The organism is Micromonospora endolithica (genome assembly GCF_003626595.1).
Taxonomy (GTDB): Bacteria; Actinomycetota; Actinomycetes; order Mycobacteriales; family Micromonosporaceae; genus Micromonospora; species Micromonospora endolithica.
In genome coordinates this window covers 1,107,417-1,133,629 of the sequence record NZ_RBAK01000001.1, presented here as the reverse complement: position 1 = coordinate 1,133,629, position 26,213 = coordinate 1,107,417, and the positions used below count along the sequence as shown (strand labels likewise).

Annotated in this window: 23 protein-coding genes; 22 read left to right on the top strand and 1 reads right to left on the bottom strand. The window is 73.2% G+C overall.

All coding sequences use genetic code 11. The features are described from left to right. The first annotated feature begins 3 nt into the window (after positions 1 to 3). Positions 4 to 840 (top strand): siderophore-interacting protein, encoded by an 837-nt coding sequence (locus D7223_RS05140; protein WP_120725252.1) that lies wholly within the window; start codon positions 4 to 6, stop codon positions 838 to 840. A 21-nt stretch (positions 841 to 861) separates the two neighbouring features. Here the strand turns inward: D7223_RS05140 and D7223_RS32685 are convergent, their stop codons facing one another. Continuing rightward, complete coding sequence (locus D7223_RS32685) at positions 862 to 1,548, bottom strand: hypothetical protein (RefSeq protein ID WP_158610819.1); 687 nt, start codon at positions 1,546 to 1,548, stop codon at positions 862 to 864. A gap of 182 nt (positions 1,549 to 1,730) precedes the next feature. On the opposite strand from D7223_RS32685, the gene D7223_RS05130 reads away from it, so the two are divergent. From D7223_RS05130 to D7223_RS05030, 21 genes are all read left to right on the top strand, one after another. Continuing rightward, positions 1,731 to 3,365, top strand: coding sequence for a BCCT family transporter (locus D7223_RS05130; RefSeq protein WP_120725250.1), 1,635 nt, complete (start codon positions 1,731 to 1,733; stop codon positions 3,363 to 3,365). A gap of 70 nt (positions 3,366 to 3,435) precedes the next feature. Continuing rightward, positions 3,436 to 5,331, top strand: a complete 1,896-nt coding sequence (gene dnaG / locus D7223_RS05125; RefSeq protein WP_120725248.1) for a DNA primase — start codon at positions 3,436 to 3,438, stop codon at positions 5,329 to 5,331. Between the two features lies 1 nt (position 5,332). Further along, positions 5,333 to 5,875, top strand: a complete 543-nt coding sequence (locus tag D7223_RS05120) for a hypothetical protein (protein ID WP_120725246.1) — start codon at positions 5,333 to 5,335, stop codon at positions 5,873 to 5,875. Positions 5,876 to 5,947: 72 nt separating this feature from the next. Next, positions 5,948 to 6,880: an ABC transporter ATP-binding protein gene (locus D7223_RS05115; protein ID WP_120725800.1), complete on the top strand. Its 933-nt coding sequence runs from the start codon at positions 5,948 to 5,950 to the stop codon at positions 6,878 to 6,880. 89 nt (positions 6,881 to 6,969) lie between these two features. Continuing rightward, entirely contained in the window at positions 6,970 to 7,518 is a 549-nt protein-coding gene (locus tag D7223_RS05110; RefSeq protein ID WP_147252427.1) for a hypothetical protein, read from the top strand. Between the two features lie 174 nt (positions 7,519 to 7,692). Continuing rightward, positions 7,693 to 8,493, top strand: a complete 801-nt coding sequence (locus D7223_RS05105; protein WP_120725241.1) for an ABC transporter permease — start codon at positions 7,693 to 7,695, stop codon at positions 8,491 to 8,493. A gap of 13 nt (positions 8,494 to 8,506) precedes the next feature. Further along, positions 8,507 to 9,316 (top strand): ABC transporter permease, encoded by an 810-nt coding sequence (locus D7223_RS05100; RefSeq protein ID WP_120725239.1) that lies wholly within the window; start codon positions 8,507 to 8,509, stop codon positions 9,314 to 9,316. A 64-nt stretch (positions 9,317 to 9,380) separates the two neighbouring features. Then, positions 9,381 to 10,520, top strand: a complete 1,140-nt coding sequence (locus tag D7223_RS05095; protein ID WP_120725237.1) for a YihY/virulence factor BrkB family protein — start codon at positions 9,381 to 9,383, stop codon at positions 10,518 to 10,520. A gap of 300 nt (positions 10,521 to 10,820) precedes the next feature. Beyond that, positions 10,821 to 11,999 (top strand): ROK family protein, encoded by a 1,179-nt coding sequence (locus D7223_RS05090; RefSeq protein ID WP_120725235.1) that lies wholly within the window; start codon positions 10,821 to 10,823, stop codon positions 11,997 to 11,999. A 91-nt stretch (positions 12,000 to 12,090) separates the two neighbouring features. After that, complete coding sequence (locus D7223_RS05085) at positions 12,091 to 13,653, top strand: sugar ABC transporter ATP-binding protein (protein WP_120725233.1); 1,563 nt, start codon at positions 12,091 to 12,093, stop codon at positions 13,651 to 13,653. Beyond that, on the top strand, positions 13,650 to 14,780 hold the full coding sequence (locus D7223_RS05080; protein WP_120725231.1) for an ABC transporter permease: 1,131 nt from the start codon (positions 13,650 to 13,652) through the stop codon (positions 14,778 to 14,780). The genes D7223_RS05085 and D7223_RS05080 overlap by 4 nt, the downstream gene beginning before the upstream one ends. A gap of 116 nt (positions 14,781 to 14,896) precedes the next feature. Beyond that, complete coding sequence (locus D7223_RS05075; protein ID WP_120725229.1) at positions 14,897 to 15,949, top strand: substrate-binding domain-containing protein; 1,053 nt, start codon at positions 14,897 to 14,899, stop codon at positions 15,947 to 15,949. 53 nt (positions 15,950 to 16,002) lie between these two features. Then, positions 16,003 to 17,202, top strand: coding sequence for a Gfo/Idh/MocA family protein (locus tag D7223_RS05070; RefSeq protein ID WP_420330293.1), 1,200 nt, complete (start codon positions 16,003 to 16,005; stop codon positions 17,200 to 17,202). A gap of 634 nt (positions 17,203 to 17,836) precedes the next feature. After that, positions 17,837 to 18,997 (top strand): inositol-3-phosphate synthase, encoded by a 1,161-nt coding sequence (locus D7223_RS05065; protein WP_120725224.1) that lies wholly within the window; start codon positions 17,837 to 17,839, stop codon positions 18,995 to 18,997. Beyond that, positions 18,981 to 19,901 carry an SCO3242 family prenyltransferase gene (locus D7223_RS05060; protein WP_120725222.1) on the top strand — a complete coding sequence of 307 codons (921 nt, stop codon included), beginning with the start codon at positions 18,981 to 18,983 and terminating at the stop codon, positions 19,899 to 19,901. Before D7223_RS05065 ends, D7223_RS05060 begins: the two co-directional genes overlap by 17 nt. Next, positions 19,898 to 20,920: a sugar phosphate isomerase/epimerase family protein gene (locus D7223_RS05055; protein WP_120725220.1), complete on the top strand. Its 1,023-nt coding sequence runs from the start codon at positions 19,898 to 19,900 to the stop codon at positions 20,918 to 20,920. Before D7223_RS05060 ends, D7223_RS05055 begins: the two co-directional genes overlap by 4 nt. A 62-nt stretch (positions 20,921 to 20,982) precedes the next feature. Further along, the gene (locus D7223_RS05050; protein WP_120725218.1) at positions 20,983 to 21,603 is read left to right on the top strand and encodes an EboA domain-containing protein; all 621 of its coding nucleotides are present in this window, start codon (positions 20,983 to 20,985) and stop codon (positions 21,601 to 21,603) included. Between the two features lies 1 nt (position 21,604). Continuing rightward, complete coding sequence (locus D7223_RS05045) at positions 21,605 to 22,459, top strand: TatD family hydrolase (protein ID WP_120725216.1); 855 nt, start codon at positions 21,605 to 21,607, stop codon at positions 22,457 to 22,459. Beyond that, positions 22,459 to 23,640, top strand: coding sequence for a metabolite traffic protein EboE (gene eboE / locus D7223_RS05040; protein WP_120725214.1), 1,182 nt, complete (start codon positions 22,459 to 22,461; stop codon positions 23,638 to 23,640). The genes D7223_RS05045 and eboE overlap by 1 nt, the downstream gene beginning before the upstream one ends. Beyond that, a complete protein-coding gene (locus tag D7223_RS05035; protein WP_238161569.1) occupies positions 23,637 to 25,106 on the top strand; it encodes an alkaline phosphatase family protein in 1,470 nt (489 codons plus the stop codon). Before eboE ends, D7223_RS05035 begins: the two co-directional genes overlap by 4 nt. After that, positions 25,103 to 26,170: a polyprenyl synthetase family protein gene (locus tag D7223_RS05030; RefSeq protein WP_120725212.1), complete on the top strand. Its 1,068-nt coding sequence runs from the start codon at positions 25,103 to 25,105 to the stop codon at positions 26,168 to 26,170. Before D7223_RS05035 ends, D7223_RS05030 begins: the two co-directional genes overlap by 4 nt. Positions 26,171 to 26,213: the final 43 nt, after the last annotated feature.

Genomic DNA, 26,213 nt, shown 5'->3' with positions numbered 1-26,213 from the left:
CGCATGACGGAGCGTCCGAAGAAGATCACGACCGCCCGGATCGTCCGCACCGAGCGGCCCACCCCGCACGTGATCCGGTTGGTGCTGGGCGGCGCGGAGCTGGTCGGCCTGCCGGTCGGCGCGTACACCGACCACTACATCAAGATCGTCTTCCCGGTGCCCGGGGTCGTCTACCCCGACCCGATGGACCTGGCGGCGATCCGTCGTGACCTTCCGGCCGCGCACTGGCCCCGGCTGCGCGCGTACACCGTGCGGGCCTTCGACCCGGTGACCGCGGAGATGACCGTGGACGTGGTGCACCACGGCGACCAGGGGGTTGCCGGGCCCTGGGCCGCCGCCCTGCGTCCCGGCGACCCGGTCCACTTCACCGGCCCCGGCGGCGCGTACGCACCCGACCCGGACGCGGACTGGCACCTGCTGGTCGGCGACGAGAGCGCCCTGCCGGCCATCGCCGCCGCGCTGGCCCGGCTCCCGGTCGGCGCGCCGGCCGTGGCGCTGGTCGAGGTCGACGGACCGGCCGACGAGCAGCCGCTGCCCAGTCCCGGCGCGGTACGGCTGACCTGGCTGCACCGGGGCACCCGACCGGTCGGCGAGGCCCTGGTCGCGGCCGTGCGCGCGCTGGAGGTCCCGGCCGGCTCCGGGCACGCGTTCGTGCACGGCGAGGCGACCTTCGTCAAGGAGCTGCGGCGGCTGTTGCGCGTCGGGTGGGAGGTGCCGCGCGAGCGGCTGTCCATCTCCGGTTACTGGCGGCACGGCCTCGACGACGAGGGCTGGCGCGCCACCAAGCAGGACTGGAACCGGCAGGTCGAGGCGGAGGAGAACGCCGTCGTACCCGCCTGAGGCCGGCGGTCGGACGCGAGGTCAGACGTCGGCCGACGCCCCGGTCGTGGCCACCTCGGTGACCGGTCTCCGTCGGGCGAGTTCGGGGCGACCCGCCAGCACCGCGCCGGTGTGCCGGGCAGAGCGGGCCACCCGGCGACGGACGACCGCCACATGCGCGGCGGCGGACAGCCAGAAGACCGCCACCGCACCGGGCACCGTCAGGGCGGCGGGGGCGACCGCCGCGCCGGCGAATCCGGCCGCGACGGCCACCAAGACGCTGTTGATCAGACCTACCGTGCCGGCCTGTCCCACCAGGTCGCTGAACCAGTGCCGGCGGAACGGCTCCGGCGCGAACGGCCCCGGGTCGTCCAGGGTGGGCAGGAGCACGTACGGCGACAGGTCCGGCGCCCGCCGGGTCAGGTACGTGCGCAGCGTGGTCGCCGCGACCGCGTACCGCCGGCCCCGGTCGTTGAGCTGCACCTGGCGGGCGAACACGGCGATCCCGAGCAGCAGCACCAACGCACCCAGCCCGCCCATGAGTGGCACCCGAGGCAGTGCGCCGCCGGCGGTCACCAGACCGGCTGCCGCAGCGGCCGAGGCCGAGGAGACGGCCAGGAAGAATGTGAAGCGGGAGGTCGACTGGTCGTGCACCGCCTTGCTCATTTCGCGGAGATGCTCATACTCGGCCAGGGCGATGGTCAGTGGCACGTCCGGCTCGTCGGCCATCCGCTCTCCTCTCGCTCGCTCGCGGGCGGCCTCCCGTAGAGCGGGGCGTGGGCCTGCCCGCCGGCGACCCACCGGCGGACCGCCGCGCGGCACGAGGCTAGCGGAGCACCGCAAGCGGGTGGCCTTCCGGCGAACCGCTCCCTGGCCTCCCCGCCACGGCCCACGATGGGCCGGGGGTGACGATGAGCGAGCGGGTACGGGAGCGTTCGCCGGACGGACGCGTCGACCGGCTGGTGTTGACGCTCGGCGTTGGCGGTGTGCTGGCCGTGGTGCTCTGGGGGGTGTCGGCCCGCCGGTCCCTCGCCGGTTTCGGCACGTCCGGGCTGGCCTGGACGATCGATACGTTCGGCTGGTTCTTCGTGGTGGCTGCCGACGCCTTCCTGGTGCTGGCCGTAGTCATCGCGGCGAGCCGGTTCGGCCGGATCCGGCTTGGTGCCGACGACGACCAGCCGGAGTTCGGCAACCTGGCCTGGATCGCCATGATGTTCAGCGCCGGAATGGGCATCGGCTTGGTGTTCTTCGCCGTCGCCGAGCCGATCCGGCACTACGCCACACCACCGCCGGTGGTGAACGTGGAGCCACAGACTGGCGCGGCGGGCGCCGCCGCGATGCAGTACACCCTCTTCCACTGGACCCTGCATCCGTGGGCGATCTACGCGGTGGTGGCCCTCGCGCTGGCGTACTCGACCTTCCGCAAGGGGCGGCAGAACCGCATCTCGGCCGCGTTCCGGCCGCTGCTCGGCGACCGGGCCGACGGCGGGGCCGGCCGGGTGGTGGACCTGCTGGCGGTCTTCGCCACCGTGTTCGGGTCGGCGACCAGCCTCGGCCTCGGCGCCCTCCAGGTCGCCGCCGGGCTGGACCTGGTGGCCGGCGTACCGGACAGCACCGCCGTGGAACTGGTCGTGATCGGCGCCCTCACCCTTGCCTTCGTGATCTCCGCGTTCTCGGGGCTGCACCGGGGCATCAAGTGGCTGTCCACCACCAACGTGGTGCTCGCCGTTGCGTTGATGATCTTCGTATTCGTGGTCGGACCCACCATCTACGTCCTGGAGGTGCTGCCCGCGGCCGTCGGCGACTACCTGAGCAGCCTGATCTTCATGTCGACCCGTACCGGCGCTTTCTCCGACCCGGCCTGGCTCGGCTCCTGGACGATCTTCTACTGGGCCTGGTGGATCTCCTGGGCACCCTTCGTCGGCACGTTCATCGCCCGTATCTCCCGGGGCCGGACCGTCCGGCAGTTTCTGATCGGGGTCCTGCTGGTGCCCAGCGGCGCCAGCGCGATCTGGTTCGCCGTGCTCGGCGGCAGCGCGCTGCGGGTCCAGGCGACCGGGGGCCGGGACCTGGTCGCGGACGCGGGGACGGGCGCCGAGCAGGCGCTGTTCGGGCTGCTGAACGCCCTGCCGCTGGCCGGCCTGACCAGCGTCCTGGCCATGGTGCTGATCGCGCTCTACTTCGTCACCAGCGCCGACTCCGCGTCGTTGGTGCTCGGCTCGCTCACCTCCCGCGGCGCGCTGCGCCCGCACCGGCTGCTGGTGGTCCTCTGGGGCGTCCTGATCGGTGCGGTCGCCGCCGTGCTGCTCCTGGTCGGCGGCCTGGACGCGCTGCAACAGGCCACCATTCTGGTGGCGTTGCCGTTCGTCGTGGTCATGCTCGGCCTGGCCGTCGCGCTGGTCCGGGACATGTCCCGGGATCCGGCGGCCCACCCGCCGCCGCCGGCCCGTCGGCACGGCCTGGCGGCGGCCGTCCGCGCCGCACGGTCGTACCAGGAGGAGGAACCGCCACCGGTCCGCCGTTACCTGCGCCGCCGGCCCCGGTGACCCGGCCGGGCAGCGGTGGCCGCCACACGCGGCGTCCCCCGGCGGCACGACGTCGGTCCGGCAGGGCAGGATGTACGCCGAGGGGGTGGCGACCATGGCGGGGCGGATCCGGGACGAGGACATCGCGCTGGTCCGTGAGCGCACCTCGATCGCGGAGGTCATCTCCGACACGGTGACCCTGAAGTCGGCCGGCGGCGGCAACCTCAAGGGCCTGTGCCCGTTCCACGACGAGAAGAGCCCGTCGTTCAACGTGTCGCCGGCCCGCAACGTCTGGTACTGCTTCGGCTGCGGGGCGGGCGGCGACGCGATCAAGTTCCTGATGGACGCCGACCACCTCAGCTTCGTCGAGTCGGTCGAGCGTCTCGCCGCCCGCGCCGGCATCCAGCTGCGCTACCTGGAGTCCGACCACACCACGCCGCGCGCCCGCCCGCAGCAGGGGCAGCGTCAGCGCCTGGTCGCCGCGCACGCCGCCGCCGTGGAGTTCTACCGGGCGCAGCTCACCACCGCCGGTGCCCGTCCGGCGCGGGAGTTCCTGGCCCGGCGCGGCTTCGACCGGGCCGCCGCCGAGCGTTACGGCTGCGGTTTCGCCCCCGACGGGTGGGACCTGCTCACCAAGCACCTGCGCCAGCAGGGCTTCAGCCACGACGAGCTGGTCACCGCCGGGCTGTCCCGGCCGGCCCGGTCCGGCAGCCTCATCGACCGGTTCCGCCGCCGGTTGCTCTGGCCGATCCGCGACCTCACCGGCGACGTGATCGGCTTCGGCGCCCGCAAGCTGTTCGACGACGACGACGGCCCGAAATACCTGAACACCCCCGAGACGCCGATCTACAAGAAGTCGCACGTCCTCTACGGGGTCGACCAGGCCAAGCGGGAGATCGCCAAGCAGGGCAAGGTCGTGGTCGTCGAGGGCTACACCGACGTGATGGCCTGCCACCTGGCCGGGGTGCCGACCGCCGTGGCCACCTGCGGCACCGCCTTCGGTGCCGACCACATCGGCGTGCTGCGCCGCCTGCTGATGGACACCGACGCGGTGGCCGGGGAGATCATCTTCACCTTCGACGGGGACGCCGCCGGGCAGAAGGCGGCACTGCGCGCCTTCGACGACGACCAGCGCTTCGTCGGTCGTACCTTCATCGCGGTCAGCCCCGACAACATGGACCCGTGCGACCTGCGCCTGGCCAAGGGCGACCTGGCCGTCCGTGACCTGGTCGCCCGCCGCGAGCCGCTCGTCGACTTCGCGCTGCGGCACGTCATCGGCCGCTACGACCTGGACACCGTCGACGGCCGGGTGGAGGCGATGCGCCGGGCCGCGCCGCTGGTCGCCAAGATCAAGGACCGGGAGAAGCGTCCGGAGTACGTCCGCAAGCTCGCCGGCGACCTCGGCATGGAGATCGAGCCGGTGCAGCGTGCCGTGCTCGCCGCCGGCAACGCCCCGCCCACCGGGCGCGGCACCGACGCCCCGGCGCGACCCGCCCCGGCCGAGCCGGCGGTGGACAGCCCCCGGTCGATGGTGGAACGGGAGGCGCTGAAGCTCGCGTTGCAGGAGCCGGTGCTGGCCGGGCCGATGTTCGACGCCGTCGAGGCGAGCGAATACCGGCACCCCGTGCACGCCGCGGTCCGGGAGGCGGTCGCGGCGGCCGGCGGCGCGGCGGCGGCGAGCGGCGGCGCGGTCTGGATCGAGTCGGTCCGTGACGCCTGCGCCGATCTGGCCGCCCAGGCGCTCGTCGGCGAGCTGGCGGTGGAGCCGCTGCGGATCGACGGCGAGCCCGACCCGCGGTACGTGTCGGTGACCATGGCCCGCCTCCAGTGGGGCTCGGTGACCAGCCGGATCAGGGATCTCAAGTCCCGGATCCAGCGGATCAACCCGGTCAACAACAAGGACGAGTACTTCGCCGCCTTCGGTGAGCTGCTGTCGCTGGAGCAGCACGCCCGGGCGTTGCGGGAGCAGGCCGCGGGAGGGCTGTGACATGGGACTGTTCAGCCGGAAGCCCAAGCTGCCGCCCGCCGACCGGCCGCCCCTGGCGGCCGACGAGCGGGTGCTCGCCTGGGCCGCCGCCGGCAACGGCGAGGGCGCGGGCGACGGGGTGGTGGTGGCCACCAACCTCGGGCTGTGGCTGCCCGGCCGGGGCCACCGGCTGGGCTGGCACGACATCCTCAAGGCCGTCTGGTCCGGGCGGGAGCTGACCGTCACCCCGGCCGAGCGGGTCGCCGACCGGGACGGCTACCTGGTGGTGGCCGACTGCCCCGCCGAGACCTACCTACTGCTCGACCCCGGTGAGCTGCCGCACCAGGTGCGGGCCCGGGTGACCCGGTCGGTGGCGTACACCCAGCAGCATCCGGTGCCCGGCGGCGCCGGCCGTGTCGCCGCCCGCAAGGTGCCCGGGGTGGACGGTCTGACCTGGACGGTGCGCTACGAGCCCGGGACGTCCGTTGACGACCCGGAGGTGCGCGCGGAGACCGACCGCCTGGTCGCCGCCGCCCGCTCCGCCACCACGCCCGCCGACGTCTGAGTCGGTTCCCGGCGTCCCGCGCCGGCGGTAACTCGGTGGGGGAGTGTCGGGGGTGGTGGCTAGGGTCGTGTGGTGACCACGGCTCAACCACTCATCCAGGCGCGGGGGCTGGTGAAGCGGTTCGGCGACTTCACCGCCGTCGACGGCATCGACGTCGAGGTGCGCTCCGGCGAGGCGTTCGGCTTCCTCGGGCCCAACGGCGCCGGCAAGTCCTCCACCATGCGGATGGTCGGCTGCATCTCCCCGCCCACCGCCGGCGAGCTGCGCATCCTCGGGATGGACCCGGTCCGGGACGGCCCGGCCATCCGGGCCCGGCTCGGGGTCTGCCCCCAGCTCGACAACCTCGACCCGGAGCTGACCGTCCGGGAAAACCTGACGACCTATGCGCGCTACTTCGGCATCCCGCGCCGGGTGGCCCGGGCCCGCGCCGCCGAGCTGCTCGACTTCGTGCAGCTCACCGAGCGCGCCGACAGCAGGGTCGACCCGCTCTCCGGCGGCATGAAGCGGCGGTTGACCATCGCCCGCGCGCTGGTCAACGAACCGGAGATCGTGCTGCTCGACGAGCCGACCACCGGCCTCGACCCGCAGGCCCGGCACCTGGTGTGGGAGCGGTTGTTCCGGCTCAAGCAGCAGGGCGTGACGCTGGTGCTCACCACCCACTACATGGACGAGGCCGAACAGCTCTGCGACCGGCTGGTGGTGATGGACGGCGGGCGGATCGTGGCCGAGGGTTCGCCCCGCGCCCTGATCCAGCGCCACTCCACCCGTGAGGTGGTGGAGTTGCGCTTCGCGGCGGAGTCGCAGGAGCCGTTCGCCGGCAAGCTCGACGGGCTGGGGGAGCGGGTCGAGGTCCTGCCCGACCGCATCCTGCTCTACGTGCACGACGGCGACGCGGCGGTCGCCGAGGTCGGCGCGCTCGGCCTGACGCCGGCCAACGTGCTGGTCCGGCGCAGCAGCCTGGAGGACGTCTTCCTCCACCTCACCGGCCGCACCCTGGTCGACTGACGAGGTGTAAGGAAGGGCCCCTTGTTAACGCCTGCGGTAGAGAAAGGGCCCCCTCTTAACGCCGACCGGCCCGCCGGCATGCTGAACGGATGCGATCATCCCTCGTGCCCGTACCGTCCCGGCGTCAGGCCGGCCTGACCGCGCTCTATCTGGGCGTCTTCGCCACCCTCTGGTTCAGCGTGCCGGCGGCCGGCCAGCCGCTGCGGGCCCTGCTGGTGGTCGGCAGCGTCGTGGCGCTGCTCACCGCGGTCGTCGGCGCGGTTGTCGCGGCGCGGGGTCGGGGAGCCGCCGGCAACGCGCGGGACCGGTCGGCGGACCGTCGCTACCTCGTCATCGTCGCCGTGGAGTTCGCCGCCGCCGGTCTCGGTGCCGTCGTGCTCACCCTCGCCGACGCGTCCGAACTCGTCCCGGTGCTGGTGTGCGCCGTAGTCGGGCTGCACTTCTTCCCGCTGGTCCCGGTGCTGCGCGACCCGTGGCTGCGGTGGCTCGGGTCGGCCCTGCTCGGCGTCGCGCTGGCCGGCCTGGTCACCGCGCTGGTGTCGACGGTGTCCGCCGGTCTGGTGGTCGGCACCGGTGCGGGCCTTCTGCTGTTGGCGTACGCGCTGACCGCCCTGTTCCGAGCGACCGGCCCGCGCTGACCCGTCGGGCCGGGCCGGCGTCGAGTCGATCAAGCGTCGGTGCGCTCGGTCCGCCGGCGCGGAATCGCGGCGACATCGGAGGCCGCGGGGTCGTAGGGTGGCCGCGGTCTGTCGTACCGCTGGGGTAGGAAGGCCGTGGTGGACGGCGGGCGAGGCGGGGGTGGTCTGGTGAGCGTGACGCAGCAGGCGCGGGAGCGGGCCCGGCCGGCGCTGCCGCGCGTGCCGGCGGCGGCGGTGTTCGCCTACCACCTGGTGGGTTACCGGCGGACCTGGCGGGCGGGGGTGTTCTCCTCGTTCCTGCTGCCGACGTTGACGGTGCTCGGGTTCGGGCTGGGCGTCGGGGCCTACATCGACCAGGGCGTCGGCGGGGTGCGCTACTTCGACTGGATCGTCGGCGGCCTGCTCGCCTCGACGGCGTTGCAGGTGGCCATCGCCGAGTCGACCTGGCCGGTGTTCAGCAACTTCCGGTGGATCAAGACCTACTTCGCGCAGAGCGCCGCACCGCTGCGGGTGCCGGACGTGCTCGGTGGCCACCTGGCCTTCGTGCTGTTCCGGGTGCTCACCTCCAGCGTCGCGTTCCTCCTGGTGGTGGTCCTGTTCGGAGCGGTGCGTTCGCCGTGGGCGTTGACCCTCCCGCTGGTGGTGGTGCTGCTCGGGCTGGCCGTGGCCGCGCCGACCTTCGCGTACGCGGCGGTGGTGGACAGCGACAGCTGGCTGGCGATGCTGTTCCGCTTCGCGGTGATCCCGATGACCCTGTTCGCCGGTGTGTTCTTCCCGGTGGAGTCACTGCCGGTGGCGCTGCGGTGGTTGGCGTACGTGACGCCGCTGTGGCACGCGGTGGACCTCTGCCGGGCGGCCACGCTGGGTATCGCGGCCCAGTGGTCGGTCGCCGGGCACCTGCTCTACCTCGGGGCGTGGGCGCTGGGTGGCTGGCTGCTGGCCCGCCGTGCGTTCCGCCGCCGGCTCGTTCTCTAGGGGAAGGATGTCCGTGGTCAGTCTCGTCCTGCCCCGGCTGGTCGACGTCTCCGCGGCGTCCCGGCGGTCGGCCTCGGTGACCGAGCGCAACGTCGCCGCCCTGAGGTCGGTCTACTGGCTGCTGCTCGTCTCCGGCTTCGTGGAGCCGCTGCTCTACCTGCTCTCCATCGGTGTCGGTGTGGGCGCGCTGATCGGCGACATCCCGGTGCCCGGTGGCGAGGTGGTCACCTACGCGGCGTTCGTCGCCCCGGCCATGCTCGCCTCGTCGGCGATGTCCGGCGCGCTCTCCGAGACCACCTTCAACTTCTTCGGCAAGATCAAATACATGAAGCTGTACGACGGGGTGATCGCCACCCCGGTACGGCCGTTCGAGATCGCCCTCGGCGAGCTGGCCTGGGCGATGCTGCGGGGCAGCACCTACTCGGCCGCGTTCCTGGCGGTGATGGTGCTGATGGACCTGACGACGACGGCCCGGGCGCTGGTCGCCTTCCCCGCCGCCGTGCTGGTCGGGTTCGCCTTCGGTGCCCTGGGCATGGCCACCGCCACCTTCATGCGCAGCTGGCAGGACTTCGACCTGATGGGATCCGCGCAGTTCACCCTCTTCCTGTTCTCCGGCACCTTCGTGCCGGCGGAGTCGTACCCGACGGTGCTGCGGTGGCTGGTCGAGGTGACCCCGCTCTACCGGGCGGTGCACCTGATCCGGGGGATCTCGGTCGGGGTCGACGGCTGGGCGTGGGTGCTCGACGTGCTCTACCTGCTCGCGGCGCTCGGCCTCGGCCTGCTGATCGCCTCCCGGCGGATGGGCGGGTTGCTCTACAAGTAGCTGGTTACCGCCGCCCTGGTCGGGGCATGTCCTCTCCGACAGCGTCAACCTTGAGGGAGGGGCGATGGCCTCCGACGAGTCTTCCGTGCGCGGGCGCGGGGCGAGCGGGTCCGGTCGCGAGGCAGCCGGGCGCGACCGCGAGACGACCGGACGTGACCGTGAGCACACCGAGCGCGATCGCGAGGTCACCGGACGCGACGGTGAGACGGCCGGTGGCGTGGGTGCGGGAGCCCGGCCGGTCGGCCCGGACGAGGGACCGGACAGCCCGACCGACCTGCCCGGCACCGGCTGGGTGGCAGCCCTGCGGCGGACCGTCCGGGAGTTCTCCGACGACAGCCTGACCGACTGGGCTGCGGCGCTGACCTACTACGGGGTGCTGTCGATCTTTCCCGGCATGTTGGTGCTGGTGTCGATCCTCGGACTCCTCGGCGACGAGGCGAAGCAGGGCGTCCGCGACACCGTCGGCCAGGCGGTCCCCGAGGACAACATCCGCACCATCATCCAGACGGCGATCGACCAGGCCGGTGCGTCCGGCGGGCTGGCGAGCGTGGCCGCGGTCATCGGTCTGCTGGCCGCGTTCTGGTCGGCGTCCGGCTACATCGCCGCGTTCATGCGCGCGTCGAACACCATCTACGACGTGCCGGAGGGCCGGCCGATCTGGAAGACCCTGCCGATCCGGGTCGGGGTGACCGCGGTGGTCGGGGTGCTGCTGCTGCTCAGCGCGGTGATCGTGGTCTTCACCGGACGCTTCGCCGAGCAGGCCGGCGAGGCGATCGGCGTCGGCGCGGCGGCCGTCACGGTGTGGAACATCGCCAAGTGGCCGGTGCTGCTGCTCCTGGTCAGCCTGATGTTCGCCATCCTCTACTGGGCCTCGCCGAACGCGAAGCACGGCGGTTTCCGCTGGGTCAGCCCGGGTGGCGTCCTGGCCGTGGTGATCTGGTTGGTCATCTCCGGCCTCTTCGCGCTGTACGTCAGCAACTTCGGCTCGTACAACAAGACCTACGGCGCGCTGGCCGGCGTGATCATCTTCCTGGTCTGGCTCTGGTTGAGCAACATCGCGATCCTGCTGGGCGCGGAGTTCGACGCGGAGCTGGAGCGCGGTCGCGCCATCCAGGCCGGGCACTCGCCCGACGACGAGCCGTACGTCGAGCTGCGCGACGACCGCAAGCTGCGCAAGAAGCGCAACGCCGCCGGCACCCGCTGAGTCGTTCGGCCCCCGGGGCCGCGTGCCACCCGCACCACGATCGCGCTCGAACCCGGAAGTAGTGCCCTCGCCCCGCGCGGGAGACCACTACTTCCAGGATCGAGCGCGATCGTGCGTGTCCGGCCCACCACCACCCGGAACTCTTTTCTTGATCCACTCGAAGCTTTTGTTCGGTCGGACAAAAGTTGGGAGCAGAACGGCCGAAGCTCTGGACAGAGGCCACGGAAGGCTCTTACTGTGTCGGACACAACACCTCGGCGTTGCGTCGATGTGAACGAGCCCGTGAAGAGGTGAGTCCCGGTGCGGACCGTCGAGCCGCTGCACGTCAGGCTGTTGCGGCTGCTCCGCGACGAGGGCGCGGTCTCCCGAGCGGAGCTCGGTGACCGGCTCCAGATGCCGCGCCCGCGGCTGCTGGCCGAGCTGGACCGTCTGGTCGGGCTCGGTTACGTGGCCGAGGCCGGGCTCGCCGCCTCCCGTGGCGGTCGTCGCTCCACCCTGGTCGAGCTGAACCCGCGACTGCGCTTCGCCGCCGTCGACCTGGGCGCCAGCTCGATCGACGTCGAGGTGGTCAACGGCCGGCTGGAGACGGTCGCCGCGTACGCCGAGCCGGCCGACATCCGCAACGGGCCCAAGGTGACCCTCCACCGGGTCAACGAGTTGCTGCACAAGGCCCGGGTGGACGGGGCGTACGAACGGCTCGACGCGGTCGGCGTCGGCGTGCCGGGGCCGGTCAGCTTCCGCGACGGCGTCCCGGTCAGCCCGCCGATCATGCCGGGCTGGGACCGTTTCCCGGTGCGCGAGCTGCTCACCCGCGAGCACGGCTGCCCGGCGGTGGTCGACAACGATGTCAACATCATGGCCATCGGCGAGCGGCACGGCGGGGTGGCCCACTCGGTCGACGACTTCCTCTTCGTCAAGATCGGGACCGGTATCGGCTGCGGGATCTACCTCGCCGGCGAGGTCTACCGGGGCACCGACGGCTGCGCCGGGGACATCGGGCACATCCAGGTCGACTCGCACGGTCCGATGTGTTCGTGCGGCAACGTCGGTTGCCTGGAGGCGCTGTTCAGCGGCGCGGCGCTGGCCAAGGACGCGCTGGCCGCCGCCCGCAGCGGGCTGTCCCCGGCGCTGGCCGACCGGCTGTCGCTCCGGGGCGCGGTCAACGCGGTGGACGTGGCCGAGGGGGCCGTCGAGGGCGACGTCACCTGCATCCAGCTGATCCGCGACGGAGGCCGACGGGTGGGTGGCGTGCTGGCCGGCCTGGTCAGCTTCACCAACCCCTCGATGATCGTGATCGGCGGCGGGCTGGCCCACCTCGGTCACATCCTGCTCGCCGAGATCCGCAGTGTGGTCTACCGCCGGTCGCTCCCGCTGGCCACCGGCAACCTCCCGGTCGTCCTGTCCGAACTGGGATCGCGGGCCGGCGTCGCCGGTGCCGCCGTCCTGGCCAGCGACGTGGCCTTCGCGGAGGCGTCATGACCGGGCGGTTGAGCCGTCGCCCCGGTGCCATCCGCAGCGGCACGCGACGCGGCGGATCACCGGCAGGACCGAACGAGACGAGGAGACTCTCGTGACAGATGCTCCGTTGGTCGAAGCCCCCGCCGACGCCGTCGCGGGCGAGGTGGTCCTGCGCCTCACCGACGTGGTCAAGACCTTCCCCGGCGTACGCGCCCTGGACGGCGTGCAGTTGGAGGTCCGGGCGGGCGAGGTGCACTGCCTGCTCGGGCAGAACGGCGCCGGCAAGTCGACACTGATCAAGGTGCTCGCCGGCGTGCACCGGCCGGACTCGGGCACGGTCGAGTGGCGCGGGGAGCCGGTGACGTTCGCCAACCCGCAGGCCGCGATGCGCGCCGGCATCGCCACCATCTACCAGGAACTCGACCTGGTGGACGACCTCTCCGTCGCGGAGAACGCCTTCCTCGGCCACGAGCCGCGCCGGGCCGGCTTCATCCGGCGCGGGCACATGGCCCGGCGTACCCGGCAGATCCTCGGCCGGCTCGGCCACGCCGAGATCCCGCCGTCGCGGATGGTGCGGTCGCTGCCGGCCGCCGGCAAGCAGGTCGTCAGCATGGCCCGCGCGCTGTCGCACGAGGCCCGGCTGATCATCATGGACGAGCCGAGCGCCGTCCTCGCGCACGACGAGGTGGGCAACCTCTTCCGGATCATCCGGGAGCTGACCGCGCAGGGCATCGCGGTCATCTACATCTCGCACCGGCTGGAGGAGATCCGCGAGATCGGCGACCGGGTCACCGTGCTGAAGGACGGCCGCACGACCGCGGCGAACCTGCCGGCCCGCGACACCCCCACCCGTGACCTGGTGTCCCGGATGACCGGTCGCACCATCGAGTACGTCTTCCCCGACCGTCCCGCCACCGACACCACCGGCGACGAACTGCTCCAGGTGCGGAGCCTGACCCGGGCGGGCGAGTTCTCCGACGTCTCGCTGACCGTGCGGGCCGGCGAGATCGTGGGCATCGCCGGGCTGGTCGGGTCGGGCCGGTCGGAGCTGCTGGAGACCATCTACGGTGCCCGCAGGGCCGAGTCCGGCACGGTCCGGATGGGCGGTCGGGCGTTGCGTCCGGGCAGCGTCGGCGCCGCCGTCGGCGCGGGCATGGGCATGGCTCCGGAGGAACGCAAGAGCCAGGCGCTGTTGCTGGGCGAGCCCATCTACCGCAACGTCACGCTGGCCACCTTCGGCCGGTACGCCCGGTTCGGCTTCACCGACACCGGCAAGGAACGCGCCGAGGCGGACCGGATCGCCGACAGCCTGGACCTGCGTCCCCGCGACGTACGCCGGCCGGTGCGGACCCTCTCCGGCGGTAACCAGCAGAAGGTGGTGGTCGGGCGCTGGCTGCTCGGCGACACCAAGCTGCTGCTGCTCGACGAGCCCACCCGGGGTGTGGACGTGGGCGCCCGGGCCGAGTTGTACCAGGTCGTCCGCGCTCTCGCCGCCCGGGGAGTCGGGGTGCTGCTGGTCTCCAGCGAGGTCCCCGAGGTGCTCGGCCTGGCCGACCGGGTGCTGGTCATGCGGGAGGGCCGGGTCGTCCGCGAGGCCCCGGCCGACGAACTCGACGAAAACACCGTGCTCGACCTCGTCATGGCGGGGTCCCTGATGGAAGGCGCACCGGCATGAGCGAGACCCTCCCGACCGCCGCGCCCGATCGCGCGGCGGACCTTCCGGCCCAGTCGCCGCCGGTGGACCCGGCGGAGACCGCCGCGGCGGGCGAGAAGGTGGCGCACGGCGGCGCGACCGGCCGTCGGCTCTCCTGGTGGAGCGGCGACAACGGCGAGGGCGCCCGGCGCAACCTCGGCCTGATCGGCGTCCTGCTGGTGCTGGTCGTGATCGGCGCGATCACCCGGTCCGACCTGTACTCCAACCCGGACTGGGTGTGGGACAACACCCTCACCATCCTGAAGCTCGCCTCGGTGGTGGGCGTGGTCACCGTCGGCATGACCTTCGTGATCATCGGCGGTGGCATCGACCTCTCGGTCGGCGCGATCGTCGCCCTGGCCGGGGTCTGGTGCACGACGGTGGCGACCCAGAACTTCGGCGCCGGCGGCATGATCTTCACCGCGCTCACCGTCGGCCTGGCCGTCGGCATCGTCAACGGGGTGCTGATCTCGTACGGCCGGCTGGTGCCGTTCATCGCGACGCTGGCCATGCTGGTGGCGGCCCGGGGCCTGGCGGCGGAGATCTCCGACAAGCAGACCCAGATCTCGGACAACCAGTTCATCAACGGCATCGCCAGCAACAGCCTGCTCGGCATCCCGCTGCTGGTCTACATCCTCGCCGCGGTCGTCGCGGCCGGCTGGGTGCTGCTCAACCGCACCACGTTCGGCCGGCGTACGGTCGCCGTCGGTGGCAACCCGGAGGCGGCCCGGCTGGCCGGCATCAACGTCAAGCGGCACACGCTGATGCTCTACGGGCTCTCCGGCCTGTGCTGCGGCATCGCCGCCGTGATGCTCACCGCCCAGGCGAACTCCGCGCAGGCGGCGATGGCCAATCTCTACGAGCTGGACGCGATCGCCGCCGCGATCATCGGCGGCACGCTGCTCAGCGGCGGGCGGGGGACGATCATCGGCTCCCTGCTCGGCGTGATCATCTTCTCCACGATCACCAACCTGTTCGCCATCAACGGCCTCTCCACCGAGGCCCAGAACATGGTCAAGGGCGGCATCATCGTCGCCGCCGTCCTGGTCCAGCAGGTCCAGTTCCGCAGCTTCACCCAGTTCCTGGGCCGCAACCGGCTCACCACCTGACCACCCCGCACCACCCGAGGATCCGCACCAACGCACCCGGGCCACCCGACCGAGACGACGGTGGCCGGACACCGCACACCCTTTTCCCCTCCACCACGCCTGACCAGGAGGTCGTCATGACCCAGCACAGTCGCGACTTGTCGCGCCGCCGGCTGCTCTTCGGCGGTGCCGCCGTCGGCGCCGGCGTTCTGCTCGCCGGCTGCACCAGCAACGAGGAGACGCCGACCGAGGCGCAGACGAAGGCGGCGGCGCCGGGCGGCAACGCCGAGCCCGGCGAGCGCGTCGTCATCGGCTTCTCCGCCCCGGCCGCCGACCACGGTTGGATCGCCGCCATCACCAACAACGCCAAGGCCCAGGCCGGCGCGTTCTCCGACGTGGAGTTCAAGACGGTCGAGGCCGGCGCGGACGCGGCGGCCCAGCGGGCGGCGCTGTCCACCCTGATCTCCCAGAAGCCCAACGTGATCGTGCTGCTGCCGCACGACGGCAAGGAACTCAACGCCTTCGGCCTGGAGGCGATGAAGGCCGGCATCCCGGTGGTCAACCTGGACCGGGCCTTCCCCGACCCCAAGGCGTACCGGCTCCAGATCAAGGGTGACAACTACGGCATGGGCGTGGCCGCGGCCACCTACATGATCGAGCAGTTCAAGGCCAAGGGCATCAGCAACCCGGTGATCGGCGAGATCGCCGGCATCGACGCCCTGGAGCTGACCCAGGAGCGCTCGAAGGGCTTCGCCGACACGCTCGCCCAGGCCGGTTTCAAGGTCGAGAACCGGCGCGCGGCGCAGTTCACCGCCGACTCGGGCCAGCAGGAGGCGACCGGTCTGTTCCAGGCCGTGCCGAAGCTGGACGCGGTCTGGAACCACGACGACGACCAGGGCATCGGTGTGCTGGCCGCGGTCAACCAGACCAACCGCAAGGAGTTCTTCATGGTCGGCGGCGCCGGCTCGAAGAAGGCCATGGAGGACATCCAGGCCGACAACACCGTCCTGAAGGCGACGGTCACCTACAGCCCGTCGATGGCCTCGTCGGCCATCTCGCTGGCCCGCCTGATCGGACAGAAGAAGGGCATGTCCGACCTGGTGGAGCTGCAGGTGCCGAAGGAGATCATCCTCGCCTCCGAGACGATCACCAAGGACAACGCGGCCGAGTACCTCAAGCTCGGGTTCTGATACACGGGGGGAGACCCACCTTGTCCACCACAGACAAGCAACTGCGGGTCGGCATGGTCGGCTACGCGTTCATGGGCGCCGCCCACTCGCAGGCGTGGCGCACCGTGAACCGCGTGTACGACCTGCCGGCGCGGGCCCGGATGGCGTTGATCTGCGGCCGGGACACCGGAAAGGTGGCCGACGCCGCCGACCGGCTCGGCTGGGAGGCGTACACGACCGACTGGCGGGACCTGATCTCCCGGGACGACATCGACGTGGTCGACGTCTGCACGCCGGGGGACAGCCACGCCGAGATCGCGTTGGCCGCGTTGGCCGCCGGCAAGCACGTCCTGTGCGAGAAGCCGCTGGCCAACACGGTGGCCGAGGCCCGGGCGATGGCCGCCGCCGCGGCCACCGCCCAGGCCGCCGGTGTGCGGTCGATGTGCGGGTTCAACTACCGTCGGGTTCCCGCGGTCACGATGATGCGGCAGCTGGTCGCCGAGGGGCGGCTCGGGGTGATCCGGCACGTCCGGGCCACCTACCTGCAGGACTGGATCGTGGATCCGCAGTTCCCCCTGGTCTGGCGTTTGCAGCGGGACAGGGCGGGCTCCGGTGCGCTCGGCGACATCGGGGCGCACATCATCGACCTGACCCAGTTCGTCACCGGTCAGCTGATCACCGGGGTCAGCGCCGTCACCGAGACGTTCGTCAAGGAGCGGCCGCTGCCCGCCGGATCGAGTGGGCTGGCCGCCACGGTGGACGGTGCCGGATCGGCCGACGGCAACGGCTCCGCGCCGGCGACCGGCCCGGTCACCGTCGACGACGCCGCGGTCTTCGTGGCCCGGCTCGGCGGCGGTGCCCTGGCGACGTACGAGGCGACCCGCTTCGCGACCGGCCGGAAGAACGCCCTGCGGGTGGAGATCAACGGCTCGCTCGGGTCGGTGGTCTTCGACCTGGAACGGCTCAACGAGCTGGAGTTCTACGACGCCACCCGACCGACCACCGAGCAGGGCTTCACCCGCATCCTGGTGACCGAGGGCGACCACCCGTACATGTCGGCCTGGTGGCCACCGGGGCACATCATCGGGTACGAGCACTCCTTCACCCACCAGATGCGGGACTTCATCGAGGCGGTCGCCACCGGCGCCGACCCGGCTCCCTCGTTCGCCGACGCGTTGCAGGTCCAGCTCGTGCTTGAGGCGGTGACCCGATCGGCGGACCTCGGTTCCTCGTGGACCGAGGTGGAGCCGGCGTTGGCCACGGTCGCCGCCTGAGTCACCCTCCGGCACCGACCGGCGAGGGACCGGCCGCGGTTGCGCCCCGCGGCCGGGACGAGGTCGGTGCCGGAGGAACCCGCGTCATCCGGGCCCCGTGGCTCGGGCGGCGTGAGCAGGACGGTCGTCCGGTGCGGCCGGACCGGGATTCCCCGGTCGCACCGGAGGACCGGCACCCCACCACCACCACATCCCACGACACCGCCACCCCCACCACCCCACCGCCACCCCACCCCGTCCCGCGCGCCGCAGGGCCGCCGCGACCCGGCTATCCGGAGGACATCGTGCCCCGACCAGCCTCTACCGCCGCCCACGACGACCGACCCGACCGCCGGATGGCGGCCCGCGTTTCCTGATGACGTCCGGTCGGGCGGCCTGCCGTGCCGACCGGTCGGATGCGGGGGAGGCAGGGTCGAGACGCCGACCGCCCCTGCCTGCCAGCCCCGTCCGTCCGCACCCGCACCGGGAGCCGGTCCGGCGTCGTCGCCGCCGACTTCGACGCCGGCCTGGCGAGTTCCATCCGGGGCGGACGGCGGACGGGGCCCATCCGCACAGATGGGTATCTTTCGGATCAACGATCTGATATCTATTTACTTCGATGTAAGGCCGGTCCTCCCGACCGGGAAGGAGCACCATGCGTACGGGTGTCTGGCTGGTGGGGGCGCGCGGTTCCGTCGCGACCACCAGCATCGTCGGGGCGCTGGCCCTGCGGTCCGGTCTCACCGGCCCGACCGGCTGCGTGACCGAGCTTCCCGACCTGCGCGGCCCCGCGCTGCCGGCCTTCGGTGACCTGGTCCTCGGCGGACACGACGTGGTCACCACGCCGCTGGCCAAGCGGGCCGAGGCGTTGGCCGCCGCCGGGGTGGTGCCCGCCCGGCTGGTCGACGCCCTCGGTGCCGAGCTGGCCGCCGTCGAGGGGGAGCTGCGTCCCGCGCCGACCGGTGGCACCCAGGCCGAACGGGCTGCCGCCACGGTCGCCGACCTGACCGCGTTCCGGCAGCGGCACGACCTAGCCCGGGTGGTGGTGGTCAACGTCTCGGCGACCGAACCGACGGCCGTGCCGTACCCGGCGCACGCCGACCCGGCCGCGCTGCGGGCCGCGTTGACCGGTGCCGACGAGGTGCTGCCGACCAGCTCGCTCTACGCGTACGCGGCGATCGAGGCGGGCTGCCCGTACGTGGACTTCACCCCGTCCACCGGCCTGCGGCTGCCGGCTCTGGCCGCGCTGGCCGACGAGCGGGGGCTGCCGTACGCCGGGCACGACGGAAAGACCGGGGAGACCCTGGTGAAGTCGGTGCTGGCGCCGATGTTCGCGATGCGGCACCTGGCGGTGCGCTCGTGGTCGGGGACCAACCTGCTCGGCGGCGGCGACGGTGCCACCCTCGCCGACCCGGCCGCGAACGCCGCCAAGGTGGCCAGCAAGCAGCGGGTGCTCGCCGAGATCCTCGGCTACCTGCCGCAGGGCGGCACCCGCATCGACTACGTCGAGGAGCTGGGCGACTTCAAGACCGCCTGGGACCTGATCACCTTCGCGGGTTTCCTCGGCACCGGGATGCGGCTGGAGTTCACCTGGCACGGCTGCGACTCGGCGCTGGCCGCGCCGCTGGTGCTGGACCTGGCCCGGCTCACCGCCGCCGCGCACGCCGCCGGTCATCGCGGCCCGCTGGAGGAGCTGGCGTTCTTCTTCAAGGACCCGCTCGGGGAGACCACCCACTCGCTCGGCGACCAGTGGCACCGGCTGTGCGCGTACACCCGTGGGTTGCACGAGGGGATCCCCGGTGCCGACCCTCGCTGACCTGGCCGAGCTGGTGCGGGCCCCGGCGGCGCTCTCGGTGCCCGGCGACGTGGTCGCCGGTGCCGCCGCGGCCGGGTCGCTGGGCCGCCGGACGCCGGCGCTGGCCACCGCCTCGGTGTTGCTCTACTGGGCCGGCATGGCCGGCAACGACTGGGCCGACCGGCGACTGGACGCCGTCGAGCGTCCGGAACGGCCGATCCCCAGTGGCCGGGTGGCCCCGGGCGCCGCGCTGGGCCTGGCGGTCGGGTTCACCGCCGCCGGGGTCGGCCTCGCCGCCGCCGTCGGGGGCCGGCGGGCGGCGGGGGTCGCGGTCGGACTCGCCGCCGCCATCTGGGGGTACGACCTGCGCGCCAAGAACACCGCCGCCGGTCCGGCCGTGATGGCCGCCTGCCGGGGGCTGGACGTGTTGCTCGGCGCGACCGACGGCCGGCTGTCCCGGGCGCTCCCGGCGGCGGCCACCGTAGCCGCGCACACCTGGACCGTCACCGCGCTGTCCCGCCGCGAGGTGGACGGTGCCCTCGGTTCCGCGTTGCCGCTCGGCACCCTGGCCGGGACCGCCCTGGTCGCCGCCGGCGCGGCCCGTCCGCCGAGCGCCGTCCACCGGCCGGTTACCGCCGGGCCTGCCGTCCGGTCGCCCGGCGGCAACCCGCTCCCGGCGGTCCGTGCGGCGCTCCCGGCGGTGCTGGCCGCCGGGTACGCCGCCCGCTACGGCGCGGCGCAGGCCCGGGTGCTCACCGATCCCTCCGCCGGCCGGGTCCGCGCCGCGGTGGGCGCCGGGATCACCGGGCTGCCCGCCCTCCAGGGCGCGCTGACCGCGCGGGCCGGCGCCGGAGTCGTCGGCGTACTGGTCGCGGCGGCGGCGCCGCTGGGCCGCCGGCTGGCCCGGAAGGTCTCCCCGACATGACCGCGCCCGAGGGCCGCGGTGCCCACGCCGCGCCCACCCCGGCCGCCGGCGGGACCGGCGAGGACGGGCTGCGGTTCGGGTACGGCACCAACGGTTTCGCCAACCACCGCCTGGACGACGCGCTCGCGGTCGTCGCCGAGCTGGGATACGCCGGTGTGGCGCTCACCCTCGACCACGACCACCTCGACCCGTTCGCCCCCGGGCTGGCCGGGCGGGTCGCCGCGGTGGCCCGCCGGCTGGACCAGCTCGGTCTCGGCGTGGTGGTGGAGACCGGCGCCCGGTACCTGCTCGATCCCTGGCACAAGCACGCACCGACGCTGCTGCACGACGACCCGGCCCGGCGGATCGAGTTCCTGCGCCGGGCGGTCCGCGTCGGCGCCGACCTCGGCGCGGAGGCGGTCTCCTTCTGGGCCGGGGTACGCCCGGCGGCCGTCGCGCCCGCGCTCGCCTGGGAGCGCCTGATCGCCGGGTGCGCGACGGTCGTCGACGCCGCCGACGCGGCCGGCGTGCGGATCGGCTTCGAACCGGAACCGGGAATGCTCGTCGAGGACATCGCCGGTTGGCGTCGCCTGCACTCCGCGCTCGGCGCGCCCGCGTGCTTCGGCGTGACCCTCGACATCGGACACTGCCGCTGCCTGGAGCCGTGGCCGGTGCCCGACTGCGTCCACGAGGTGGCCGCGCACCTGGTGAACGTGCAGATCGACGACATGCGCCGGGGCGTGCACGAACACCTGGAGTTCGGCACCGGCGAGATCGACTTCCCGCCGGTGCTGGGCGCGCTGCGCGACGTCGGCTACCGCGGGCTGGTGGCGGTGGAGCTGCCCCGGCACTCGCACGCCGCCCCCACGGTGGCCGCCCGGTCGCTGGACTTCCTGCGCGCCGCGGCGGTTGCCGCTCCCCACGAGCGCACCTCGGCGGCGGTAGCTCCCCACCAGACACCACCACGCCTCCTTTGCTCTGCTTCAACGGACGCACCGGCCACCCCTGACGTAGCGGACACCGACCGCCGCGTGGACTGAAGCAGAGCAAAGGGGGTCAGCTGACACCACTCCGGCGGCAGCAGACGAGGGAGGAGTATCCGATGACACCGGATCGACTGCGGGAGGCCCTGCGGGGCGTACCCGATCCCGACTGGCTGGCCACCGCCCTGCGCCGGGTGGCGGCCGAGCCCGCGACGATCACCGGCGCGTTCGCCGCCGCCGGCCGCCGCTGCGGCCGGGGCGAGCTGCCCGACCTGCCGGGCTGGACCGCCGACGACGCGGCGCGGGTGCTGCTGCTGACCGCCCTGCCCGGCGAACACGCCACGATCGCGGACAGCCTCTACCGGCACGGTGACGCCGCCGAGAAACGGGCGGTGCTGCGCGCCCTGCCGCTGCTGCCGGTCGGCACCGCCGGGGTCCCGCTGCTGCACGACGCGATCCGGACCAACGACACCCGTCTCGTCGCCGCCGCCCTCGGCCCGTACGCCCGGCACCTGGACCCGCCCGCCTGGCGGCAGGCGGTGCTCAAGTGCGTGTTCGTGGGCGTGCCGTTGGCCGTGGTGGCCGACCTCGACGCGCGGGCCGACCCGGAACTGGCCGGAATGCTCGCCGCGCTCGGCGCCGAGCGGGCCGCCGCCGGCCGGAGCATGCCCGCCGACGCCACCGACCTGCTCGACCGGCTCGCCGCCCGCGCCGGCCAACCGCACCCCAGGGAGGCGTGACATGCGCATCTTCGACCCGCACATCCACATGACGTCGCGGACCACCGACGACTACGAGCGGATGGCCGCCGCCGGGGTCAGGGCGGTGGTGGAGCCGGCGTTCTGGCTGGGACAGCCGCGCACCAGCGTCGGCTCGTTCACCGACTACTTCGACTCGCTGATCGGCTGGGAACCCTTCCGGGCCGGCCAGTTCGGCGTCCGGCACCACGCCACGGTGGCGCTCAACCCGAAGGAGGCCAACGACCCGCGCTGCCGGGCGGTGCTCGACGTGCTGCCCCGCTACCTGGAGAAGGACGGCGTGGTCGCGGTCGGCGAGATCGGGTACGACTCGATGACCCCGGAGGAGGACGAGGTCTTCGCAGCACAGCTCGCGCTGGCCGTCGCGCACGACCTGCCGGCGCTGGTGCACACCCCGCACCGGGACAAGGCGCGCGGCGTCGAGCGCACCCTGGCCGTGGTCGCCGAGTCCGGCATCGACCCCGGCCGGGTGGTGGTCGACCACCTCAACGAGGTGACCGTGAAGCTGGTCCGGGACACCGGGTGCTGGCTGGGCTTCTCGATCTACCCGGACACCAAGATGTCGCCGCCCCGGATGGTCGAGCTGCTGCGGGCGTACGGGACCGAGCGGATGCTGGTCAACTCGGCCGCCGACTGGGGACGGTCCGACCCGCTGCTCACCCGGGAGACCGGCGAGGCGATGCTGCTGGCCGGGTTCACCGCCGACGACGTGGACCGGGTGCTGTGGCGCAACCCGGTGGAGTTCTACGGCCAGTCGGGGCGGCTCGACCTGCGCGACGAGGACCTCGCCGCCGTGGACCCGCACACCGGCAACTCGATCCTGCGCGGCGGCAGCTGATGCGGCTGCGGCACGCCGGCGGCAGCACCGTCCACCTCGGCTACTGCACCAACGTGCACCCCGCCGAGGACCTCGCCGGCATCCTCGCCCAACTGGACAGTCACGCCCGGCCGGTCCGCGAGGCCCTCGGCGTCGACCTGCTCGGCCTCGGGCTGTGGCTGGCCGCCCCGGTCGCCGCCGAGCTGGCCGGCGACCCGGCGCTGCGCCGCCGGTTGCGCAGCGAGCTGACCGCGCGGGGTCTGGAGGTGGTCACGCTCAACGGTTTCCCGTACGCGGCCTTCCAGGCCCCGGTGGTCAAGGGCGCCGTCTACCACCCGGACTGGACCACCGACGCGCGGCTGGCGTACACGCTGGACCTGGCCCGGGTGCTGGCCGACCTGCTGCCCGAGGACGCCGCCCGCGGCTCGGTGTCCACCCTGCCGCTGGCCTGGCGAGCGCCCTGGGACCCGACCCGCGCGGATGCCGCCCGGCACCGGCTGGACCGGCTCGCCGCCGGACTGGCCGCCGTCGAGCGGGACACCGGCCGCCCGGTCCGGGTCGGGTTCGAGCCGGAGCCGGGCTGCGTGGTGGAGACCACCGGCCAGGCCGGCGCGCTGCTGGCCGGCATGGACACCGACCGGCTCGGCGTCTGCCTGGACCTGGCCCACCTGGCGTGCGCCTGGGAGGAACCGGCGGCGGCGCTGCGCCGGCTCGCCGATGCCGGACTGCCGGTGGTGAAGGTGCAGGTGTCGGCGGCCATCGAGGCGCCGGCCGGCACGGCGGAGGCGCTGCGCCGCTGGGTCGAGCCGCGCTTCCTGCACCAGACCCGGTCCGCCGGGTGCGGCGCGGCGGCCGACCCGGCCGACCCGGCGTACGCCGCCGACGACCTGGACGCGGCGCTGGACGCGCGGTTGCCGGGCCGGTGGCGGGTGCACTACCACGTGCCGCTGCACGCGCCCCCCGAACCACCACTCGACTCGACCCTGCCGGTGCTGCGGGCCGCCCTGGCCGCGCTCTTCGCCGGCCCGGTCGCCGGCTGCGACCACCTCGACGTCGAGACGTACACCTGGGGGGTGCTGCCGGCGGCACGGCGGCCGGGCACCGACGCGGAACTGGCCGCGGGCATCGCCGCGGAGCTGGCCTTCACCCGCGACGAACTGGTCGCCCTGGGTCTCACCGAGCGACGGGAGGTACCGGCATGAGCAGGAAACTCATGGTGTTGGACGTGGTGGGGCTGACGCCACGGCTGCTGGCGCACATGCCGCGCCTGCGGGCGGTGGCCGACGGGGGGTTCCGGGCGGAGCTGGGCACCGTGCTGCCGGCGGTGACCTGCTCGGTGCAGTCGACCTTCCTCACCGGGGCGCTCCCCGCCGAGCACGGGATCGTCGGCAACGGGTGGTACTTCCGGGACCTCGGCGAGGTGCTGCTCTGGCGGCAGCACCACGCGCTGGTGGGCGGGGAGAAGCTGTGGCAGGCGGCCCGGCGGGCACGGCCGGACTACACGGTGGCCAACGTCTGCTGGTGGTACGCGATGGGCGCCGACGTCGACTGGACGGTCACTCCGCGACCGGTCTACCACGCCGACGGGCGCAAGGAGCCGGACTGCTACACCGATCCGCCGGAGCTGCACGACGCGCTGACCGGCACGCTCGGCACGTTCCCGCTGTTCACCTACTGGGGGCCGACCGCCGGCCTGCCGTCGTCGCGGTGGATCTGCCGGGCGGCCGAGCAGATCCTCACCGAGCAGTCGCCGGACCTGACCCTGGTCTACGTCCCGCACCTGGACTACGACCTGCAACGTTTCGGGCCCTCGTCGCCCCGCGCCGCCGCCGCGGCCGCCGAGCTGGACGGGGTGCTCGCCCCGCTGCTGGACGCCGCCCGGGACCGGGACGTCACGGTGGTGGTGCTGTCCGAGTACGGCATCACCGACGTGTCCCGGCCGGTCGACGTCAATCGGCTGCTGCGCGCCGAGGGGCTGCTGCGGGTGCACACCCAGGCCGGGATGGAATACCTGGACCCCTGGACGTCGCGGGCCTTCGCGGTGGCCGACCACCAGATCGCGCACGTCTACGTCAGGGACCCGGCCGACCTGCCGGCGGTGGCGAAGCTCTGCGCCGGGCTCCCCGGGGTGGCCGAGGTGCTGGACTCCGCCGGCAAGGCCGCGCACGGCCTGGACCACGAGCGGGCCGGTGAGCTGGTGCTGGTGGCCGAGCCGGAGGCGTGGTTCACCTACTACTACTGGCTGGACGACGCCCGCGCGCCGGACTTCGCCCGACTGGTCGAGATCCACCGCAAGCCGGGGTACGACCCGGCGGAGCTGTTCTTCGATCCGGCCGCGCCGGGGGCGGCGAAGCGTCGGGCGGCCACCGCGCTGGCGCGCAAGAAGCTCGGCATGCGGTACCTGATGAGCGCGGTCGGTCTGGACGCCGGGGCCCGCGCGGTCAAGGGGTCGCACGGCCGGCTGCCGGCCGACCCGGCCGACGGTCCGGTGCTGCTCTGCTCCGAGAAGTCCGCCGCCCGGCAGCGGGTCGCCGCCACCGAGGTCAAGGCCCTGCTGCTGGAACTGGCCGGGTTGACCGTGCCCTCCGCCGGCCCGCCGTCCGCCGCACCGGACGGACCGTCGCCGGTGGCCCGGTCGGTCCAGGAGGCGGCCGGGGAGGGGTCGTGACGGTCACCGCCGCGCCGACCGACGTGAGCGGCCTGCGGGCCCGGTTCGACGCGGAGCTGGCCGCGTTCCTCGACCGACAGGGCCTGCAGTGGCCGGACGGGGCGCCCCGGGGGGTGTTCACCGCCCTGCACCGGTTCGTGCTGGCCGGCGGGAAGCGGTTACGGCCGCTGTTCTGCTACTGGGGCTGGCGGGGTGCCGGTGGCGCGGACGGCACCCCGATCGTGGTCGCGGCCGCCGCGCTGGAACTGTTCCACGCGTTCGCGCTGATCCACGACGACATCCTCGACGGCAGCGACCGCCGCCGGGGTGAACCGTCGGTACACCGGCTCTTCGCGGACCTGCACGCCCGGTCGTCGTGGCGCGGCGACCCCGAGGCGTACGGGCGGAACACCGCGCTGCTCTGCGGTGACCTCTGCGCCGCCTGGTCCGACCAGATGTTCCACGAGTGTGGCCTGGGCACCGACGTGGTGCACCGGGGGTACGCGGTGTTCGCCCTGATGCGGACCGAGGTGATCGCGGGGGAGTACCTGGACCTGGTGTCCGGCGTCGGCGACGGCTCGGTGGCCAGCGCGCTGACCGTGATCCGGATGAAGGCCGCCCGCTACACGGTGACCCGGCCGTTGCAGATCGGAGCCACGCTGGCCGGTGCGGCGCCGGAGCTGGTCGCCGCGCTGGGCGAGTTCGGCGATCCGCTCGGTGACGCGTTCCAGCTCCGCGATGACGTGCTCGGTGTCTTCGGTGACCCGGCGGTCACCGGCAAGTCGGTCCTGGACGACCTGCGCGAGGGCAAGCCCACGGTGATGATGGCCCTGGCCCGGGACGCGGCCGACCGGGTGCAGACGGCCCGGCTGCGGGAGTTGTTCGGCAACCCCACGCTGGACGCCGAGGGCGCGGCGGAGCTGCGCGACATCATCGAGACCACCGGCGCGCGCAAGAAGATCGAGCAGATGATCCGGGTACGGGCGGACGCGGCGCTGACGGTGCTGAACGACGCGGCGCTGGACGAGGTGACCCGGACCGCCCTCACCACCCTGGCCGCACAGGCCGTCGACCGTCCCGTTTGACGGTGTCCACCCGAACTTTTGACCGCCACGACAAAAGTTCATG

Bases quoted from the DNA above. Each gene is read 5' to 3' on its own strand.
- D7223_RS05080 (WP_120725231.1), top strand. From the start codon at position 13,650: ATGAGCGAGACCCTCCCGACCGCCGCGCCCGATCGCGCGGCGGACCTT.
- D7223_RS05140 (WP_120725252.1), top strand. From the start codon at position 4: ATGACGGAGCGTCCGAAGAAGATCACGACCGCCCGGATCGTCCGCACC.
- D7223_RS05130 (WP_120725250.1), top strand. From the start codon at position 1,731: ATGAGCGAGCGGGTACGGGAGCGTTCGCCGGACGGACGCGTCGACCGG.
- D7223_RS05120 (WP_120725246.1), top strand. From the start codon at position 5,333: ATGGGACTGTTCAGCCGGAAGCCCAAGCTGCCGCCCGCCGACCGGCCG.
- D7223_RS05050 (WP_120725218.1), top strand. From the start codon at position 20,983: ATGACACCGGATCGACTGCGGGAGGCCCTGCGGGGCGTACCCGATCCC.
- D7223_RS05110 (WP_147252427.1), top strand. From the start codon at position 6,970: ATGCGATCATCCCTCGTGCCCGTACCGTCCCGGCGTCAGGCCGGCCTG.
- D7223_RS05055 (WP_120725220.1), top strand. From the start codon at position 19,898: ATGACCGCGCCCGAGGGCCGCGGTGCCCACGCCGCGCCCACCCCGGCC.
- D7223_RS05065 (WP_120725224.1), top strand. From the start codon at position 17,837: ATGCGTACGGGTGTCTGGCTGGTGGGGGCGCGCGGTTCCGTCGCGACC.
- dnaG (WP_120725248.1), top strand. From the start codon at position 3,436: ATGTACGCCGAGGGGGTGGCGACCATGGCGGGGCGGATCCGGGACGAG.
- D7223_RS05075 (WP_120725229.1), top strand. From the start codon at position 14,897: ATGACCCAGCACAGTCGCGACTTGTCGCGCCGCCGGCTGCTCTTCGGC.
- eboE (WP_120725214.1), top strand. From the start codon at position 22,459: ATGCGGCTGCGGCACGCCGGCGGCAGCACCGTCCACCTCGGCTACTGC.
- D7223_RS05095 (WP_120725237.1), top strand. From the start codon at position 9,381: ATGGCCTCCGACGAGTCTTCCGTGCGCGGGCGCGGGGCGAGCGGGTCC.
- D7223_RS32685 (WP_158610819.1), bottom strand. From the start codon at position 1,548: ATGGCCGACGAGCCGGACGTGCCACTGACCATCGCCCTGGCCGAGTAT.
- D7223_RS05045 (WP_120725216.1), top strand. From the start codon at position 21,605: ATGCGCATCTTCGACCCGCACATCCACATGACGTCGCGGACCACCGAC.
- D7223_RS05070 (WP_420330293.1), top strand. From the start codon at position 16,003: ATGGTCGGCTACGCGTTCATGGGCGCCGCCCACTCGCAGGCGTGGCGC.
- D7223_RS05035 (WP_238161569.1), top strand. From the start codon at position 23,637: ATGAGCAGGAAACTCATGGTGTTGGACGTGGTGGGGCTGACGCCACGG.